The 14879-nt window shown below is 66.1% G+C and carries 21 protein-coding genes and 1 pseudogene; 11 read left to right on the top strand and 11 right to left on the bottom strand.

The window, feature by feature from the left end; translation table 11 throughout:
* Nucleotides 1-10 precede the first annotated feature (10 nt).
* Nucleotides 11-1048 carry a C45 family autoproteolytic acyltransferase/hydolase gene (locus tag ACMHYJ_RS13510; protein WP_414246702.1) on the bottom strand — a complete coding sequence of 346 codons (1038 nt, stop codon included), beginning with the start codon at nucleotides 1046-1048 and terminating at the stop codon, nucleotides 11-13.
* A gap of 8 nt (nucleotides 1049-1056) precedes the next feature.
* Complete coding sequence (locus ACMHYJ_RS13505; RefSeq protein WP_414246701.1) at nucleotides 1057-1923, bottom strand: MurR/RpiR family transcriptional regulator; 867 nt, start codon at nucleotides 1921-1923, stop codon at nucleotides 1057-1059.
* Between the two features lie 113 nt (nucleotides 1924-2036).
* Here ACMHYJ_RS13505 and ACMHYJ_RS13500 point away from each other — a divergent pair, with 113 nt between their 5' ends.
* Complete coding sequence (locus ACMHYJ_RS13500) at nucleotides 2037-3362, top strand: aspartate aminotransferase family protein (protein WP_414246700.1); 1326 nt, start codon at nucleotides 2037-2039, stop codon at nucleotides 3360-3362.
* Nucleotides 3363-3400: 38 nt separating this feature from the next.
* Nucleotides 3401-3928 (top strand): carboxymuconolactone decarboxylase family protein, encoded by a 528-nt coding sequence (locus ACMHYJ_RS13495; RefSeq protein WP_414246699.1) that lies wholly within the window; start codon nucleotides 3401-3403, stop codon nucleotides 3926-3928.
* A gap of 39 nt (nucleotides 3929-3967) precedes the next feature.
* Here the strand turns inward: ACMHYJ_RS13495 and ACMHYJ_RS13490 are convergent, their stop codons facing one another.
* Together ACMHYJ_RS13490 and ACMHYJ_RS13485 are read right to left on the bottom strand one after the other, a co-directional pair.
* Nucleotides 3968-4507, bottom strand: a complete 540-nt coding sequence (locus ACMHYJ_RS13490; protein WP_414246698.1) for a cob(I)yrinic acid a,c-diamide adenosyltransferase — start codon at nucleotides 4505-4507, stop codon at nucleotides 3968-3970.
* A 53-nt stretch (nucleotides 4508-4560) separates the two neighbouring features.
* The gene (locus tag ACMHYJ_RS13485; protein ID WP_414246741.1) at nucleotides 4561-4995 is read right to left on the bottom strand and encodes an N-acetyltransferase family protein; all 435 of its coding nucleotides are present in this window, start codon (nucleotides 4993-4995) and stop codon (nucleotides 4561-4563) included.
* A 177-nt stretch (nucleotides 4996-5172) separates the two neighbouring features.
* Here ACMHYJ_RS13485 and ACMHYJ_RS13480 point away from each other — a divergent pair, with 177 nt between their 5' ends.
* Nucleotides 5173-5532: a copper-binding protein gene (locus ACMHYJ_RS13480; protein WP_414246697.1), complete on the top strand. Its 360-nt coding sequence runs from the start codon at nucleotides 5173-5175 to the stop codon at nucleotides 5530-5532.
* A 21-nt stretch (nucleotides 5533-5553) separates the two neighbouring features.
* Here the strand turns inward: ACMHYJ_RS13480 and hslU are convergent, their stop codons facing one another.
* The 6 genes from hslU to ACMHYJ_RS13450 all read right to left on the bottom strand — a co-directional run bounded on the left by hslU (nucleotide 5554) and on the right by ACMHYJ_RS13450 (nucleotide 10022).
* Nucleotides 5554-6885 carry an ATP-dependent protease ATPase subunit HslU gene (gene hslU / locus ACMHYJ_RS13475; RefSeq protein ID WP_414246696.1) on the bottom strand — a complete coding sequence of 444 codons (1332 nt, stop codon included), beginning with the start codon at nucleotides 6883-6885 and terminating at the stop codon, nucleotides 5554-5556.
* Nucleotides 6886-6893: 8 nt separating this feature from the next.
* On the bottom strand, nucleotides 6894-7427 hold the full coding sequence (hslV, locus tag ACMHYJ_RS13470; protein ID WP_414246695.1) for an ATP-dependent protease subunit HslV: 534 nt from the start codon (nucleotides 7425-7427) through the stop codon (nucleotides 6894-6896).
* Between the two features lie 106 nt (nucleotides 7428-7533).
* Nucleotides 7534-7872 carry a type II toxin-antitoxin system PemK/MazF family toxin gene (locus tag ACMHYJ_RS13465; protein WP_414246694.1) on the bottom strand — a complete coding sequence of 113 codons (339 nt, stop codon included), beginning with the start codon at nucleotides 7870-7872 and terminating at the stop codon, nucleotides 7534-7536.
* Complete coding sequence (locus tag ACMHYJ_RS13460) at nucleotides 7872-8096, bottom strand: antitoxin MazE family protein (RefSeq protein WP_414246693.1); 225 nt, start codon at nucleotides 8094-8096, stop codon at nucleotides 7872-7874. Before ACMHYJ_RS13460 ends, ACMHYJ_RS13465 begins: the two co-directional genes overlap by 1 nt.
* A 291-nt stretch (nucleotides 8097-8387) precedes the next feature.
* Entirely contained in the window at nucleotides 8388-8828 is a 441-nt protein-coding gene (dksA, locus tag ACMHYJ_RS13455) for an RNA polymerase-binding protein DksA (protein ID WP_414246692.1), read from the bottom strand.
* A 78-nt stretch (nucleotides 8829-8906) separates the two neighbouring features.
* Nucleotides 8907-10022 (bottom strand): CobW family GTP-binding protein, encoded by a 1116-nt coding sequence (locus tag ACMHYJ_RS13450; RefSeq protein WP_414246691.1) that lies wholly within the window; start codon nucleotides 10020-10022, stop codon nucleotides 8907-8909.
* A gap of 125 nt (nucleotides 10023-10147) precedes the next feature.
* On the opposite strand from ACMHYJ_RS13450, the pseudogene ACMHYJ_RS13445 reads away from it, so the two are divergent.
* The 5 genes and pseudogenes from ACMHYJ_RS13445 to ACMHYJ_RS13425 form a co-directional block, all read left to right on the top strand.
* A pseudogene (locus ACMHYJ_RS13445) lies at nucleotides 10148-10495 on the top strand (TonB-dependent receptor domain-containing protein); the annotation flags it as partial.
* 37 nt (nucleotides 10496-10532) lie between these two features.
* Nucleotides 10533-10958, top strand: a complete 426-nt coding sequence (locus ACMHYJ_RS13440; RefSeq protein WP_414246690.1) for a TonB-dependent receptor domain-containing protein — start codon at nucleotides 10533-10535, stop codon at nucleotides 10956-10958.
* Between the two features lie 19 nt (nucleotides 10959-10977).
* Nucleotides 10978-11586: a DUF2478 domain-containing protein gene (locus ACMHYJ_RS13435; RefSeq protein WP_414246689.1), complete on the top strand. Its 609-nt coding sequence runs from the start codon at nucleotides 10978-10980 to the stop codon at nucleotides 11584-11586.
* Nucleotides 11587-11800: 214 nt separating this feature from the next.
* A complete protein-coding gene (locus tag ACMHYJ_RS13430; protein WP_414246688.1) occupies nucleotides 11801-11989 on the top strand; it encodes a hypothetical protein in 189 nt (62 codons plus the stop codon).
* The gene (locus ACMHYJ_RS13425; protein WP_414246687.1) at nucleotides 11986-12411 is read left to right on the top strand and encodes a TOBE domain-containing protein; all 426 of its coding nucleotides are present in this window, start codon (nucleotides 11986-11988) and stop codon (nucleotides 12409-12411) included. The genes ACMHYJ_RS13430 and ACMHYJ_RS13425 overlap by 4 nt, the downstream gene beginning before the upstream one ends.
* A gap of 39 nt (nucleotides 12412-12450) precedes the next feature.
* On the opposite strand, the gene ACMHYJ_RS13420 is transcribed toward ACMHYJ_RS13425, so the two are convergent.
* The gene (locus ACMHYJ_RS13420; RefSeq protein ID WP_414246686.1) at nucleotides 12451-12930 is read right to left on the bottom strand and encodes a Fur family transcriptional regulator; all 480 of its coding nucleotides are present in this window, start codon (nucleotides 12928-12930) and stop codon (nucleotides 12451-12453) included.
* Between the two features lie 48 nt (nucleotides 12931-12978).
* Here ACMHYJ_RS13420 and ACMHYJ_RS13415 point away from each other — a divergent pair, with 48 nt between their 5' ends.
* From ACMHYJ_RS13415 to ACMHYJ_RS13405, 3 genes are read left to right on the top strand one after another with little or no spacing between them, the layout of a single operon-like run.
* The gene (locus tag ACMHYJ_RS13415; RefSeq protein WP_414246685.1) at nucleotides 12979-13116 is read left to right on the top strand and encodes a hypothetical protein; all 138 of its coding nucleotides are present in this window, start codon (nucleotides 12979-12981) and stop codon (nucleotides 13114-13116) included.
* Nucleotides 13107-13874 carry a metal ABC transporter ATP-binding protein gene (locus ACMHYJ_RS13410; RefSeq protein WP_414246684.1) on the top strand — a complete coding sequence of 256 codons (768 nt, stop codon included), beginning with the start codon at nucleotides 13107-13109 and terminating at the stop codon, nucleotides 13872-13874. Before ACMHYJ_RS13415 ends, ACMHYJ_RS13410 begins: the two co-directional genes overlap by 10 nt.
* Nucleotides 13874-14776, top strand: a complete 903-nt coding sequence (locus ACMHYJ_RS13405; RefSeq protein ID WP_414246740.1) for a metal ABC transporter permease — start codon at nucleotides 13874-13876, stop codon at nucleotides 14774-14776. The genes ACMHYJ_RS13410 and ACMHYJ_RS13405 overlap by 1 nt, the downstream gene beginning before the upstream one ends.
* Nucleotides 14777-14879 lie beyond the last annotated feature (103 nt).

Raw genomic sequence — 14879 nt, 5'->3', positions numbered from 1 at the left:
TTAAGGCGGATCAGTCGTCCGCCAGGCGGTGCAGGCCCTGGAAGCTGAAGGCGGCGGTGCGCTGGCCCGGGGCGTAGACGTCCCAGCGCACGGCGTCGCCGCTGAAGTCCATGTCGGCGGTGGCCAGGGTGTTTTCCTGGTCGGTGTCGTGAGCCGACAGGCGCAGGATGGGTTCCTGGGCGTCGCCCGTGTCGGCCAGAATGTCCAGGGCCGGCGTGTCCAGGCGCAGGAGTTCGTCCCCCCGCGCCTGGCGCCGGCTCGACGAGGCCGTGACCACCTGCGGCAAGTCTTGCTGGCTGTCGTGGATGGCGTGGTTGGCATGCAGCAGCCGGGCCTGGCGCACCCGCTGCACCGAAACGGCCTGCTGGCTGAATTCCACACTGTAGATGCCCGCCGGGCCCGGCTGCCCCAGGCCCAGGTGAAAGGCGCCCATGCGGGGCTGCGCGTGCAGCAGGGCGATGGCCTGGGCGGGGCTTTGCGTGGCCAGCACGGCCCGCGTCAGCACCATGCGCGGCAGGCCTGTGGCCCGCGCGCGCCGCGCGCGGATGTTGTTGACGGTCACCCCCAGACCCGCCTGGTTGACGGCCAGGGTGTGTCCGGGCAGCGACCCCGGATAGAGAAACGAGATGAAGCTGGGGGCGTCGATGGGCCGCACCCAGCCCAGCCCGCAGAACCCCGCGAAGCCCGGGTCGCCGTCTTCGTTGTGGCTGAGGCGCTGGGGCGCCAGCACGGTGGTGCAGCCATCGGGGGCCATGGCCCAGAGATCCCCCCGGCAATTCCAGAGAAAGACGTCCTCGTAGGGCAGACCCAGGCCGTCGGCCAGGCCGGCGAGCTCGCGTTGAATCCAGGGGAAGTGCTGATGCACCAGCGCCTGGACGGCCTGGATGTCGGCGGCGCCCCGGAACCGCATGACTTGCGCCCAGGCGGGGGAATGCACCAGGTGCCGCTGGCAGGCGGCGGCGCCCCAGCGCCCCAGCGCCATGCCGATTTCGTAGTGGGTGCCGTGGGCGTCGACCCAGGCTAATGGGCAGTGTGCAGCGTTGAACATAAGTGGTTTTAAAGGTAAGCCCCGGTTTTCTGCAGGTGGTCTTCGGCTTGCGCCAAGGCCGTGATGGCTGCCTCGCCGCTGCGCGCCAGCCATTGCTGGGCCAGCATTTCGACCAGGGATTGGATGGCTACCGTGGAGGGAAAAAAAGAGTGCCCCTGAGTGGGGAAGGTCAGGATGTGGTCGGCCTGCAGGGCGATGGGCGCGACCTGGCTGTCGCAGAGCGCCATGACCGTGCAGTCTCGCGCCCGGGCGGTTTCGGCGACCTGCAGGATTTCGCGTGAATAGGGGGCGAAGCTGATGAGCAGCACGGTGTCGCCGGCCTGCAGGTGGTGCAGATCCAGGCTGAGTGTACCCCCGGCGTTGTGCAGCAGGCCGATGTCCCGGCGAAACAGGCTGCATAGATAGTACAGGCTGAAGGCTGGGGCATGGCAGGAGCGAAAGCCGGCCACCAGTACGCGGCCGGCCTGCAGCAGGTGGCTGACCGCCCGTTGCATGGCCTGGCGGTTGCCGGGTTCCAGGGCGTGCAGATTGTGGGTTTGCTGGTGGATGGCGTTGTGCCAGGCGGTTTGATCGGGTTCGGTGCGATCCACCAGGGATTGCGCCCGCGCCGCATAGCCGCCGGGGCGCTGTTGGAGGTCGCGCGTGAACACGGATTTCAGGGCGTCCCAGCCGGCGAAGCCCAGATGCTGGGCCAGGCGCACCAGCGTGGCGGGCTGCACGCCGGCCAGCAGGGCCAATTTGCGGGCGGACAGGGTGGAGACCTGGGCGGGATGGTCGATGAGGTAGCGCGCGCTGGCCTTGAACTGGGGGCTGAGTGTTGCGTACTGGGCCTGGATGTGCTGGATCAGTTCATCTGGGGAGTGTGGGGAGGACATGACAGAAACCACGCAGGTTGACTGAAAAGGATATGAATCGAATGTTTCTTGATATATGATATACGAAACATCTGTTGATGTCCCTGGCGAGTGCGCCAGTAGAGAGACCAGAAATGACCCATGTATTCCATCGTAATCCCCAGCATACGCTGAAACGCGCGGTGCGCGGGCAGGGGATTTCCCTGTTCGACGCGGATGGCCGCGCTTACCTCGATGCCTCGGGCGGCGCGGCGGTGTCCTGCCTAGGACATGGCCACCCGGACGTGATCGCCGCCATCAAGGCCCAGCTGGATCAGGTGGCTTATGCGCATTCGTCCTTCTTTACCACCCAGGCCTGCGAAGACCTGGCCGATTTCCTGGCGCAGCGGGCGCCGGGCGACCTGGATCATGTGTATTTTGTCTCCGGGGGCTCCGAAGCGGTCGAGGCCGCCTTGAAGCTGGCGCGCCAGTATTTCGTGGAACAGGGCGAGCCCGAACGCAGCCAGTTCATCGCCCGCCGTCAAAGCTATCATGGCAACACCCTGGGGGCCTTGGCCATTGGCGGCAATGCCTGGCGGCGCAGACCGTTCCTGCCCTTGCTGGTGCCGGCGCACCATGTCTCGCCCTGCTATGCCTATCGGGATCAGCGCCCCGGCGAAACCGAGGAAGCCTATGCCCAGCGCCTGGCCGACGAACTGGACGCCATGATTCAATCCGTCGGCCCGGGCCGGGTGGCGGCGTTCGTCGCCGAAACCGTGGTGGGGGCCACGGCGGGGGCCGTGCCGCCGGTGCGCACCTATCTGCAGCGCATCCGCCAGGTGTGCGACCGCCACGGGGTGCTGCTGATCCTGGATGAAGTCATGGCGGGCATGGGGCGCACGGGGCATTTGTTCGCCTGCGCCGAAGACGGGGTCGCGCCCGACATCCTGACGGTCGCCAAGGGCCTGGGGGCCGGCTATCAGCCCATCGGGGCCATGCTGGCCAGCCGCCGCATTTACGACGCCATCGTGCGGGGCAGCGGGTTTTTCCAGCATGGTCACACCTATATGGGGCATGCCACCGCGTGCGCCGCCGCCCTGGCCGTGCAGCGGGTGATCGAGCGCGACGGGCTGCTGGCCAATGTGCTGGCGCGCGGCGACCAACTGCGCGCCAGCCTGCGGGCAGCCTTTGCCGATCATCCCAACGTGGGGGACATCCGGGGGCGCGGCCTGTTCGTGGGCATCGAGTTCGTGCAGGATCGCGCCGCCAAGACGGTGCTGGATCCGGCCCTGAAGACCCACGCCCGGCTCAAGCGGCAGGCCATGGAAAACGGCCTGATGATGTACCCCATGGGCGGTACGATAGATGGGGCGCATGGTGACCATGTGCTGTTGGCACCGCCATTCATCTGCACGCCCGCCGATATCGACGAGATCGTTGTGCGGCTGGATCGCACCGTGCGCCAGGTGCTGCCCGCGTAGTCTTGCTGTCCAGACCGCTTTGTTTTCAGGATGCTTCCATGGCCCGACTTTCCTACGCAGATTTGAAGCACGGCCCGGCGGCCGGCCTGGCGCAGCGCATCGCTGCCGAGCGCGGCAGTGTCCTGCACCTGTACCAGATGCTGCTGCACAGCCCTTCGGTTGCCGAAGGCTGGCTGACCTACCTGACCGCCATCCGCCAGAAAAGCAGCCTGGATGGCGCGCTGCGCGAACTGGTCATCATGCGCATCGCCCACCTGAATCGCGCCCCCTACGAAGCCGACCAGCACGCCCCCATCGCCCTGCGCGAAGGGTTGCGCCAGGATCAGCTGGATGCGCTGGCGGCGGCGCGCCCGCCGCTGGCGCTGTTCGATGGCCGCCAGCGCGCTGTGCTGGCCTATGCCGATGCCATGACCCTCGCGGTGCAGGTGCCCGATGAGGTGTTCGCCGCCGTCAGGCAGGCGTTTTCCGACCAGGAATTGATCGAGCTGACGGCCACTGTCGCCGCCTACAACATGGTGTCGCGGTTTCTGGAAGCCCTGCAGGTGCATTCGGACGACGCCCGCTGATCCCCGCGCCGTCCGCGCCCGCTTTGTCGGCGCAGGGGCCTATCGCTCCCACAGCACGTCGCCGACCCCGGCGGCGCGGTTCAGGTAGCGCGCCAGCACGAAGCACAGGTCGGACAGGCGGTTCAAATAATGCAGCACCGGCGGATTGACCGTGTCCTGGCGGGACAGGGTGACCACGGCGCGTTCGGCCCGGCGGGCGATGGTGCGCGCCACATGCGCCTGGGCCGCCGCCGGACAGCCGCCGGGCAGGATGAATTCCTGCAGCGGCCCCAGCGCGGCGTTGTAATGCTGCAGGGCCTGATCCAGCCGCTGGGTGTGGGCGTCCGTCAGGGCCGTCCAGCCGGGGATGCACAGTTCGCCGCCCAGATCGAACAGATCGTGCTGGATGCGCTTGAGCAGGGCGTCCACGTCATCGGGCAGGGGATGGGTGCGCCATACGCCCAAGGCGCTGTTCAGCTCATCCACGTCGCCCAGCGCCGCGATGCGCGGCGCGTCCTTGGATACCCGGGTCTTGTCTCCCAGGCCGGTGGTGCCGTCATCCCCGGTGCGGGTGGCGACGATGGAAACGCGCAGCGACATGGTGTCTTCCTTGGATAGGGGGCGGCCCCGGGGCTTGCCGCCGGGGCGGTGGATCAGTCGTCCGTGGCCAGGCGCTGCAGGGCCTCGCCCGTGACGCGCACGACGCGCCAGTCGTCCAGGATTTCGGCCCCGTGGTGTTTGTAGAAATCAATGGCGTTCTGGTTCCAGTCCAGCACCACCCACTCGAAGCGGCCGCAGCCGAGTTCCACCGCCAGGGCCGCCAGGTGTTTGAGCACCCAGCCGCCCAGGCCGCGGCCCCGGTGGGCGGGCGAGATATACACGTCCTCCAGGTACAGGCCCCGGCGATCCAGGAAGCTGGAGTAGTTGTGAAACCACATGATGTACGCGACCGGGGCGCCGGGCGCCGTGTCGGGGGTGATCACCAGCGCGTGGGCGGCCGCCTGGGGGCCGAAGAAGCTGGCCCGCAGGCTGTCGTGCGTGGCTTTGAAAATGTCCGTCAGTTTCTCGAAGGTGGCCATTTCCATCATCAGCGCGTGGATGGCGGGGATGTCGGCTTCGGTGGCGGGGCGCAGGGTGTAACCAGGGATGGCGTTGGGCAAGGTCGGGCTCGGTTTTACGTTATGCTTGGCGGCAAAGGGGCCGTTGGCCGGCGGGGTGGCCTGCCGTGTGGCGGCGCCCGGTGCCAAGAGGCTAGAGTTTATCCCATGATGCTTCGTTTTTTTTCGATGGCCCTGCCGGCGTTGGCGGCGTTGGCACTGTCGGCCCCCGCCGCGCAGGCCCGGGCCGCCGCCCCGTCCGTGCCGAACCTTCAGGTGCTGGGCCAGGTGGCCCAGGCCCAGCCCGTGCAGGCCCGGGCCAGCGGCCAGGTGGTGCGTATCACGCCGACGGCGGGCAAGATCGCCATCCGGCATGGGGCCATCCCCAAGCTGGAATTGCCCGCCATGACGCTGGTGTACCACCTGGATGTCGTCCTGCTGGACGGGATCGTCGTGGGCGATATAGTCGAATTCACCGCCCAGCGGGCCAATCAGCAGTACCGGATCATCGCCCTGAAGAAAAAATAGGCGGCGCCGGCCACTGTGTTTTCACAGCACGTAGCGCGCCAGATCCTGGCTGCCGGCGGTTTCCGATAGCTTGTCATTGACGTATTCGGTGTCGATCACCACGGCCTGTTCGCCCGGGTTGGCGGCTTCGAAAGACAGGTCTTCCAGCAGTTTTTCCATGATGGTGTACAGCCGCCGCGCACCGATGTTCTCGGTGCGCTCGTTGACCTCGAAGGCCAGTTCCGCCAGGCGGCGGATGCCGCTGTCGGTAAATTCCAGAGCCACGTCCTCGGTGGCCATCAGGGCGCAGTATTGCTTGGTCAGGGACGCGTCCGTCTTGCTCAGGATGCGCACGAAATCATCCGTGCTCAGGGAATCCAGCTCGACGCGGATGGGAAAGCGGCCCTGCAGCTCCGGGATCAGATCCGAAGGCCGCGACAAATGGAACGCCCCCGACGCAATGAACAGGATGTGATCGGTGCGCACCATACCGTATTTGGTGTTGACGGTGGTGCCTTCCACCAGTGGCAGCAGGTCGCGCTGCACGCCTTGGCGCGACACGTCCGCCCCGCCGGTTTCCTGGCGGGCGGCGATCTTGTCGATTTCATCCAAAAACACGATGCCGTGCTGTTCGACCAGTGTCACCGCCTGGGTGCGCAGATCGTCCTCGTTGATGCGTCGGGCGGCTTCTTCCTCGACCAGCAGGCGGAAGGCTTCCTTGACCGGCAGCTTGCGCGATTTGGTCTTGCCCTGCGACAAGCCGGCGAACATGCCGCGCAGCTGCTCGGTCATTTCCTCCATGCCCGGCGGGGCCATGATTTCCATGTGCGGTTGGGCCTGGGCCACTTCGATGTCGATCATTGTGTCATCCAGCCGGCCCTCGCGCAGGCGCTTGCGGAATTTCTGGCGGGTGTCGTTTTCCTCGCGCTCGGGTTCGCCGTGGGCGTTGCGCGGCGGCGGCAGCAGCGCGTCCAGGATGCGATCCTCGGCGGCGTCTTCGGCCTGGGTGCGCACGCGGCGAGTCTCGGTTTCACGGGTCTGCTTGACGGCGACTTCGACCAGATCGCGCACGATGGTGTCCACGTCGCGGCCCACATAGCCGACCTCGGTGAATTTAGTGGCTTCGATCTTGATGAAGGGCGCGTTGGCCAGGCGCGCCAGACGGCGGGCGATTTCAGTCTTGCCCACGCCGGTGGGGCCGATCATCAGGATGTTCTTGGGGACGATTTCGTGGCGCAGGGGCTCGGCCACCTGCTGGCGGCGCCAGCGGTTGCGCAGCGCCACGGCCACGGATCGCTTGGCCTTGTCCTGGCCGACGATGTGCTTGTCCAGTTCCGACACGATTTCTTTTGGGGTCATGGGGGTGGCAGACATGGCGGGCCTTATAGGGTTTCGACGGTGTGGTTCAGGTTGGTGTAGATGCACAGCTCCCCGGCGATTTCCAGGGATTTCTTGACGATCTCGGCGGGCGTCATGTCGGTGGCCTCCAGCAGGGCGCGCGCGGCGGACTGCGCATAGGCCCCGCCCGAGCCGATGGCGGCGATGCCGTGTTCCGGTTCCAGCACGTCGCCGTTGCCGGTCAGGATCAAGGTGTGCTCTTGGTCGGCCACGATCAGCATGGCCTCCAGGCGGCGCAGCACGCGGTCGGTGCGCCAGTCGCGGGTCAGCTCGACGGCGGCGCGCATCAGGTGGCCCTGGTGTTTTTCCAGCTTGGCCTCGAAGCGTTCCTGCAGGGTGAAGGCGTCGGCGGTGGCGCCGGCAAAGCCGGCCAGCACCTTGTCGTGGTACAGGCGGCGGATTTTTCGGGCAGTGCCCTTGATGACGATATTGCCCAGGGTGACCTGGCCGTCGCCGCCCAGGGCGACCTCGTTGCCGCGGCGGACGCAGACGATGGTAGTGGCGTGAAATTGTTCCATGGTGTTCTCTTGGTCCAAGACCATGGACATGGGGGCGGAATGGGGAAATTCAAGGCGTGGCCGGCTGGACGAAGCGGGCGCGGCCTGGATGCTTTCTTGGGAAATCTTATTTGGCGATACCCAGGAAAACGGCCAGGCAGCGCTCGACTTGAACCAGCGTGGCCGTGTCGAGATGGCCAAAGGCCGTCCCTATTTTCTTGCGTCGTACCGTCAGCGCTTTGTCAATCATGACTTGCGAGGGCTTTTGCAAGCCGTTCTCCGCATCCGGGTCGACGTCGATGCGAAGCAGTGGCGCGGAGACTCGCGTGCTGCTTATCGGCAGCACGGTCACACTGGTGTGCTCGGCGAACAGATCGGCCTGGATCACCAGGGCAGGTCTTGGCTTGCCAAAATCGCCTTGCGTCGCAATGGTCACGAGCGCGCCACGCAGGTTTTGATGCGCCATCAATCGTCCCAGCCGTCTATATCGGCAATGGCTTCACTCATCAATTCGTCCAAGTGCGCGTCGGCCCGGTCTGCTTCAGCCGCCAAGCGGCATTGGCGACGGCATTCTTCCGCAAAACCGGGTTGTCGCGTGTCTGGAACCCAGAGTTGCACCGGCCGTAGTCCGGCCCTGCGCAGGGTCTTCCGGTGCTTTTGCACGCGCGTGTTGACATGTGCGGCCGCCATCGTTTGACTCCCTGTATTGCGTGACATGAAACATGTTACTTGGCCCGTTCGTTACATGCAACGGATTGGTGCCGTTCCGCGATGTGCGTTTGTTCAGGGCCTGCCGGTCGCCGCAGGGCAGGGCGAGGGCATCGCTCGCGCGGCGTGGGGGTCTTTTTTGCCGCCGGGCCGCCCCAAGGCAAAAACGGCCCCCTCGGGGGGCAGCAAGCGGGCGCAGCCCGTGCCGCGTGAGGGTCTTTTTGTGCGTGTCTGGCACGGGGCCGTCCGTGCCAGACACCGGGGAGCGCTTGGTTAATCCCCGTACAGCTTCTGGCGCATTTCGCGGCGTTCCTGGGCTTCCAGGGACAAGGTGGCGGTGGGCCGGGCGAGCAGGCGCGGGATGCCGATGGCTTCGCCGGTTTCTTCGCACCAGCCGTATTCGCCGGAGTCGATGCGGGCGATGGACTGCTGGACTTTTTTGAGCAGCTTGCGCTCGCGGTCGCGGGTGCGGAGTTCCAGCGCGTGTTCTTCCTCGATGGTGGCGCGGTCTGCCGGGTCGGGCACGTATTGGGTTTCGCGCAGGTTTTCGGTGGTGGCGCCTGCGTTGGTCAGGATTTCGTGTTCGAGCTGGTGCAGGCGTTCGCGGAAGAAAGCCAGCTGGGCGTCGTTCATGTAGTCCTGTTCGGGCATCGCCAACAGTTCCTTTTCGGTCAGTATCTTGGCCGATGGTTTGGTGCTGGATTTGTTAGCCATGTGGTGTCCTTTTTATGTGCCGAGGCCGGTCGTCCGCATCCCGTGGATACAGCGGGGCAGCGCGGGGCGGGGGGGCGGTCAGGCCAGGCATTGTTCAAGCCCCTGGGTAAAGATGTCTTGAGGCAGTTTACGGCCAATGAACACCAGGCGGGTATTCGGCTTTTCACTGGCTTTCCAGGGGCTGCCGGGTTCGGCCCCCATCATCATGTGCACGCCCTGGAAGATCATGCGGCGGTTGATGCCCTTGATGTAGAGAATGCCCTTGTAGCGCAGCAGGTCGGGCCCGTAGACCTGGACGATGCCGCCCAGGAAGTCTTCCAGGCGTTCGGGGTCGAATGCCTTGTTGGAGCGGAACACGAAGGCGCCGATCTCGTCGCTGTGGTGGGCGTGATGATGGTCGTGACCGCAGCTGGGGCCGCATTCGTGGTAGCCGTCCTCGTCGTCGTGGTCATGGTCGTGGTGGCCATGATCATGATGGTCGTGGTGCGCGTGGCCGTGGGCGTCTTCTTCGGCCAGGAATTCCGGGTCGATGTCCAGGATGGCGTCCAGGTCGAAGCCGCTGACATCCAGCAAGGTATTCAGATCGGTCTCGCCGAAGTGCGCCGGGGTGATGGACGCGCGCGGATTGATGCGCACCAGGCGGGCGCGCAGGGCGTCGTAGTCGGCCTCGTTGACCAGGTCTTTCTTGGAGATCAGGATGCGGTCGGCGAAACCGACCTGGCGCTGGGCTTCTTCCTGGCGATCCAGCGTGGCCATGCCGTGCTTGGCGTCCACCACGGTGATGACGGCATCCAGCCGGTAGGTTTCGGCGATGTCGTCGTCCATGAAGAAGGTCTGGCACACGGGGCCGGGGTTGGCCATGCCGGTGGTCTCGATGATGACCCGGTCGAACTGGATGGCGCCGCTCCGGCGGCGGTCGGCCAGGTCGTTGAGCGTGCGGATCAGGTCGCCGCGCACCGTGCAGCAGACGCAGCCGTTGGAGAGTTCGATGATCTGTTCGTCACGGTCTTGCACCAGCACATCGTTGTCGATGTTTTCTTCGCCGAATTCATTCTCGATGACCGCGATGCGCTGGCCGTGGAATTCGGTCAGGATGCGGCGCAGCAAGGTGGTCTTGCCCGCCCCCAGGAACCCGGTCAGGACGGTGACGGGGATCATGGCGTCAGTGGATTTGTCGGGGGTTGCGGCGTTCATGGGTTTTCTCTGTGCGATGCGACGAGCTGCCAAAAGGCTTAGGGGTTTTGGGCCTTGCCAGGGGGCCGTGCGACAAGCGTTCGATTACATCATAGGCCGCGCGCTAGGGCAAACAATTTCGGGCCATGATGCCAGCCTGCGATTACATCATAGGCTGTGGCTTAGGGCAAACAGGGCCTGCTTTATGCTGCCCGGGACTAGCGCCCGTTGGGCTGGCCGAATTGGTCTATGACTGGTCCGATGTCAGTGAAGTTTATGGCAGTGTCGCCCACAAGACGCGCTTTCCGACGATCAAGAACCGCTATTCCGCCGGCATGGGGACGGCGCTGCCCAACCCGGATTTGCGCCCCGAGGTCGCCCGCCATGTGGAACTGGGTTGGCGCGGGACGCCCTGGCCCCGGGCGCAGGCCGAAATCGCCTTGTTCTACAGCGATGTCAAAGATCCCATCCAGAACGAGCTGATCCCCGGGCCTTGCGTCGACAACAAGGGCGTGCCGGGGCTGTGCAGCCATGCGAACAATATCGGCCGCGCGCATCCGAGGTGTCGAACTGGATTTCACGCAAGCCTTCGGCGAGCGCTGGGCGGCCGGCGTGGCCTATACCTGGATGCAGCGCGACAACCTGAGCGATCCCAATGTCCCGTTGACCGATGTGCCGCGCCACCGGGTCTTTGCCCACCTGGACTGGAAGCCCGCCGCCCGCTGGAGCGCTCAAGCGACGGTCGAGGCGGAATCCGGCCGGACGGTCGCCTACGACAAGACCCATATGGATCTGGCGGGCTACGCGATTCTGGGCCTGAAGGCGACCTACGAACCGCGCAAGGACGTGAGCGTGAGCGCTGGTGTGCGCAACGCCCTGGACAAGTATTATGAGCTTTCGGATGGTTATCCCATGCCCGGCCGAACCTGGTTCGTGAATGGTATCTACCGCTTCTGACCCGCTTGGAGACACTGTCATGGATTCCATCACACTACCGATTGCCGCGATCGTGCACGATCACGAGGATGAGGCCGACCAACTCCTGCAAGGCTTGGTGGCGGATCTGCGCCGCCAGGGCCTGGACGTACGGGGGCTGGCCATGGTGAAGCACGGAGCCGGCCATGGCCGGGTGCGCCGCTGTCTGCAGGACGTCCACACCGGCGAGCGCTTCTTGATTTTCCAGGACTTGGGGGCGGGTTCGCAGGCGTGCTGTCTGGACATCACGCGCCTGGCCGCGGCCAGCGGGGTTCTGCGCGCGGCGATTCAGGCCCGCCCGGCGTTGGCCGTGGTCAACCGCTTTGGCCGCCAGGAGGCATCCGGCGGCGGCTTCGTGCAGGAAATCCTGGGCCTGATCGAGGCGGACATTCCCGTGCTGACCATCGTGGCGGGGGAATTCCTCGCCGATTGGCGCCGCTTTACCGGTGGATTGGGCGAAGAATTGCCCGCCAGCGAACCGGGCTTGCGCGCCTGGGCCGGGCGCTGGACTGGCTCGTCCCCCAGGTGCGGACGCTGCCGCTCCTGGGGCGTCTGGCGGGGCGCGGCGGCAGACCGGCGTGCCTTATGCGTTGGTCGATGTGGATTGTGACAGGCCCCGCCGAGGCGTTGCCGCCGACCATCGAGGATCTGGATTTCGCCAGCTTGTACCGCAACCACATGGCCCGTGCCGGGCAGTCGCCCAAACAGGCCAGCGACTGGGATGCGCGGATCCGATTCGGCCGCCAACCCTGCACCTGGCCTGGGAGGACGACTGGGCGCAAGTCCCCGTCTGCGATATTGCCGTGGCGTCGCGGGCGTCCAACGTGGCCGACATAGCCGGCGCGGCGTCCTTCGAGGTGTTTGCCGCCCGGGTGTCATGGACGTATCCAGACCTGGCCGTTGACGAGCTGGATCGCCTGCGCGCTTGGTATGATGTCAACCCGGCCCAGGCCGCATCCGGCGGCGCCGCGATGCGCTGGGCCTATATCTACTGGGAAAAACCCATATCATGAAAACAAGTGCCCGCAATTTTTTTTCCGGCGTCGTCACCGATCTGCAGCGAGGGGTGGTCAATGATGCGGTCAGCATCCAGCTGGCCGGCGGGCAGCAACTGCATGCGATCATCACATGCGGCAGTGCCCAGACCTTGGCGCTCAAAACCGGCGGCGAGGTGTTCGCTCTGGTGAAATCTTCTTCCGTCATCCTGGTGGCCGAGGACGGCCCCACGCGGTTTTCGGCGCGCAACTGCCTGAGCGGCCGCATCACGCGCCTGGAAACCGGCGCGGTCAACACCGAGGTCGTGCTCGATTCCGACGGCCTGACCCTGGCGGCCATCATCACCAATGAAAGCGCCCAGAACCTGGGCCTGGCCGTCGGCACTTCGGTCAAGGCGATTTTCAAGGCGTCCAGCGTGATCGTCGGGGTCGCGGGCTGATCGCCTGTCCGTCGGGCCGATCCGCCCCTGCGCGGGGGTTTACGCGGACTGTTCAGGGGCGGGTTGCCGGCATTGGGTGCAGATGGCGCGCAGTTCGGTTTCGTGGCCCGCCAGGGTAAAGCCCGCCCGGGCCACGCAATCGGCCAGGCGCTGGCCCAGCGCCGGGTCGCTGAGTTCGGCCACGCTGCCGCAGCGGGTGCAGACGACCAGCAGGTCGTGGGGGTCGCCCCCCGCATCGCTGCAGGCGCTCCAGGCGCTGATGGCGTCCAGGCGGTGGATCAAACCCTGCTCGGTCAGGAAATCCAGCGCCCGGTAGACCGTGGGCGGCGCGGCGCCGGGCTGGGCGGCCCGCAGCGCGTCCAGCAGCTCGTAGGCTTTCATGCTGCCAGGGTGGCGCAGCAGGGTTTCCAGTACCAGCCGCCGCAGCGGGGTCAAACGTGAGCCGCGCTGTTCGCACAGCGATTGGGCGGTCTGCAACTGCCGGGCAACTGCCGAGGCGGAATGATGATGGGTACTCATGATGGTTATGTTATATCATAACGATTCATTTTTTCGATTCTGCCCGCCATGCCGCCTTTTTCTTCCCGCCCCGATCGTTACCGGGGCTCATCCCTGCTGTTGTCGGCGGCCCAGCGCATGCGGCGCGCCGCCTTGGCGGTGGCCGTGTTGTGGGGGCTCACCGGGTGGGCCTTGCAATGGTGGTAGGGGCCGCCGCGCCGGCGGAGCCAGAGGGTGCGCCGCATGTCGCGGCGGCGCCCGCCATCGCGCTGCGCCAAGTCTGGCTGGGCTGGCACGACCGCATTGCCTTGCGGGATGTCAGCGGCGCGTTCGCCCAGGGCGCGCTGACCGCGCTGGTGGGGCCCAATGGCGCGGGCAAGTCCACTTTGCTGAAGGCGCTGGATGGCCGGCTCAACGCCCTGCGCGGGCAGGTGCGCATTCGCCCGGATCTGGCCCGCCACCTGGCCTGCCTGCCGCAGTCGGCCGAACTCGACCTCAGTTTTCCCATCAGCACCTTCGACCTGGTGGCGCTGGGGGCCTGGCATCGTCTGGGGGCCTGGCGCGGCATGGGGGCGGCGGATCGTGATGCCGTCGAGGCGGCGCTGGACGCCGTGGGCCTGGGCGGCTTCGGCCGCCAGCCCGTGGATACCCTGTCGGGCGGCCAGTTGCAGCGGGCTTTGTTTGCCCGCCTGATGTTGCGCGATGCGCAGATCATCCTGCTGGACGAACCGTTTGCCGCCGTGGATCGCGCCACCACCGAAGACCTGCTGGCCCTGTTGCACAAGTGGCATGGGCAGGGCCGCACCATCGTGGCCGTTTTGCACGACCTGGACATGGTGCATCAGCATTTCCCCGACACCCTGCTGCTGGGCGGACAGGTGGTCGATTGGGGGCCGACCGGCCGGGTGCTGAGTCCGGCCAACCTGCACTTGGCGCGACACCTGTGCGCCGGGGGGCTGGCATGATGTCCGCGTGGGATTTCCTGGTACAGCCTTTTATTGATTTCAGCTTCATGCGCCGGGCGTTGGCCGGGGCCTGGGCCTTGGCCTTTGCGGCCGGGCCGCTGGGGGTGTTTCTGGTGCTGCGCCGCCTGAGCCTGATGGGCGACGCGATGGCGCATGCCATCCTGCCCGGCGTGGCGGTCGGGTTTCTGACCGCCGGCCTGTCCATGACGGCCATGACCCTGGGCGGGCTGCTGACCGGGATTGTCGTGGCGCTGCTGGCCGGTCTGGTGTCGCGCCTGACGCCGCTGCGCGAAGATGCCAGCTTTGCCGCTTTTTACCTGGTGTCGCTGGGCCTGGGGGTGTTGCTGGTGTCGCTCAAGGGCACCAACCTGGACTTGATGCATGTGTTGTTCGGCACGGTGCTGGGCCTCAGTGCCGCCGCGCTGTTGCTGGTCACGCTGGTCAGCAGCGTGACCCTGCTGGCGCTGGCGGCCATGTTCCGGGTGCTGGTCACCGAATGTCTGGATCCGATGTTCCTGCGCGCCGAAGGCCGCGCGGGGGCCTGGGCGCATATGGGGTTTTTGTTGCTGCTGGTGCTGAACCTGGTGGCGGGCTTCCAGGTGCTGGGGACTTTGATGGTGGTCGGCATCATGATGCTGCCCGCCACCGCCGCCCGGTTCTGGGTGCGTTCGGTGGGCGGGCAGATGGTGCTGGCGGCGATCCTGGGAGCATTAGCCTCCTATGCGGGCCTGCTGTTGTCGTATTACGCGGATCTGGCCGCTTCGCCGTCCATCATTCTGGCTGCCGGGGTGCTGCATTTCGTGTCGGTGGGCCTGGGGCCGCGCGGCGGGCTGCTGCAGGCGGCGCGCCAGTCTCGGGCGCGGCGCGCCCGGCTGCTGCGGTCTCTGGAAAACATGCCATGACCTTGTCCTTGTCCGTCTGAAGTGACGGGGAACTCCCCCAGTGCCGCTATCTTTGCCTGCCGTTGTTCATACAGGATGATGCCGCGCGCACGGCCCTTGGCGG

Origin of the sequence: Castellaniella hirudinis, assembly GCF_047468865.1 — a bacterium.
Taxonomy (GTDB): Bacteria; Pseudomonadota; Gammaproteobacteria; order Burkholderiales; family Burkholderiaceae_B; genus Castellaniella; species Castellaniella hirudinis_A.
This window is presented reverse-complemented; position numbering and strand designations above follow the sequence as displayed.

Coding starts and splice junctions, on each gene's coding strand:
- ACMHYJ_RS13510 (WP_414246702.1), bottom strand. CDS start 1,048: ATGTTCAACGCTGCACACTGCCCATTAGCCTGGGTCGACGCCCACGGC.
- ACMHYJ_RS13505 (WP_414246701.1), bottom strand. CDS start 1,923: ATGTCCTCCCCACACTCCCCAGATGAACTGATCCAGCACATCCAGGCC.
- ACMHYJ_RS13500 (WP_414246700.1), top strand. CDS start 2,037: ATGACCCATGTATTCCATCGTAATCCCCAGCATACGCTGAAACGCGCG.
- ACMHYJ_RS13495 (WP_414246699.1), top strand. CDS start 3,401: ATGGCCCGACTTTCCTACGCAGATTTGAAGCACGGCCCGGCGGCCGGC.
- ACMHYJ_RS13490 (WP_414246698.1), bottom strand. CDS start 4,507: ATGTCGCTGCGCGTTTCCATCGTCGCCACCCGCACCGGGGATGACGGC.
- ACMHYJ_RS13485 (WP_414246741.1), bottom strand. CDS start 4,995: ATGATGGAAATGGCCACCTTCGAGAAACTGACGGACATTTTCAAAGCC.
- ACMHYJ_RS13480 (WP_414246697.1), top strand. CDS start 5,173: ATGATGCTTCGTTTTTTTTCGATGGCCCTGCCGGCGTTGGCGGCGTTG.
- hslU (WP_414246696.1), bottom strand. CDS start 6,885: ATGTCTGCCACCCCCATGACCCCAAAAGAAATCGTGTCGGAACTGGAC.
- hslV (WP_414246695.1), bottom strand. CDS start 7,427: ATGGAACAATTTCACGCCACTACCATCGTCTGCGTCCGCCGCGGCAAC.
- ACMHYJ_RS13465 (WP_414246694.1), bottom strand. CDS start 7,872: ATGGCGCATCAAAACCTGCGTGGCGCGCTCGTGACCATTGCGACGCAA.
- ACMHYJ_RS13460 (WP_414246693.1), bottom strand. CDS start 8,096: ATGGCGGCCGCACATGTCAACACGCGCGTGCAAAAGCACCGGAAGACC.
- dksA (WP_414246692.1), bottom strand. CDS start 8,828: ATGGCTAACAAATCCAGCACCAAACCATCGGCCAAGATACTGACCGAA.
- ACMHYJ_RS13450 (WP_414246691.1), bottom strand. CDS start 10,022: ATGAACGCCGCAACCCCCGACAAATCCACTGACGCCATGATCCCCGTC.
- ACMHYJ_RS13440 (WP_414246690.1), top strand. CDS start 10,533: ATGCGAACAATATCGGCCGCGCGCATCCGAGGTGTCGAACTGGATTTC.
- ACMHYJ_RS13435 (WP_414246689.1), top strand. CDS start 10,978: ATGGATTCCATCACACTACCGATTGCCGCGATCGTGCACGATCACGAG.
- ACMHYJ_RS13425 (WP_414246687.1), top strand. CDS start 11,986: ATGAAAACAAGTGCCCGCAATTTTTTTTCCGGCGTCGTCACCGATCTG.
- ACMHYJ_RS13420 (WP_414246686.1), bottom strand. CDS start 12,930: ATGAGTACCCATCATCATTCCGCCTCGGCAGTTGCCCGGCAGTTGCAG.
- ACMHYJ_RS13415 (WP_414246685.1), top strand. CDS start 12,979: ATGCCGCCTTTTTCTTCCCGCCCCGATCGTTACCGGGGCTCATCCCTG.
- ACMHYJ_RS13410 (WP_414246684.1), top strand. CDS start 13,107: ATGGTGGTAGGGGCCGCCGCGCCGGCGGAGCCAGAGGGTGCGCCGCAT.
- ACMHYJ_RS13405 (WP_414246740.1), top strand. CDS start 13,874: ATGTCCGCGTGGGATTTCCTGGTACAGCCTTTTATTGATTTCAGCTTC.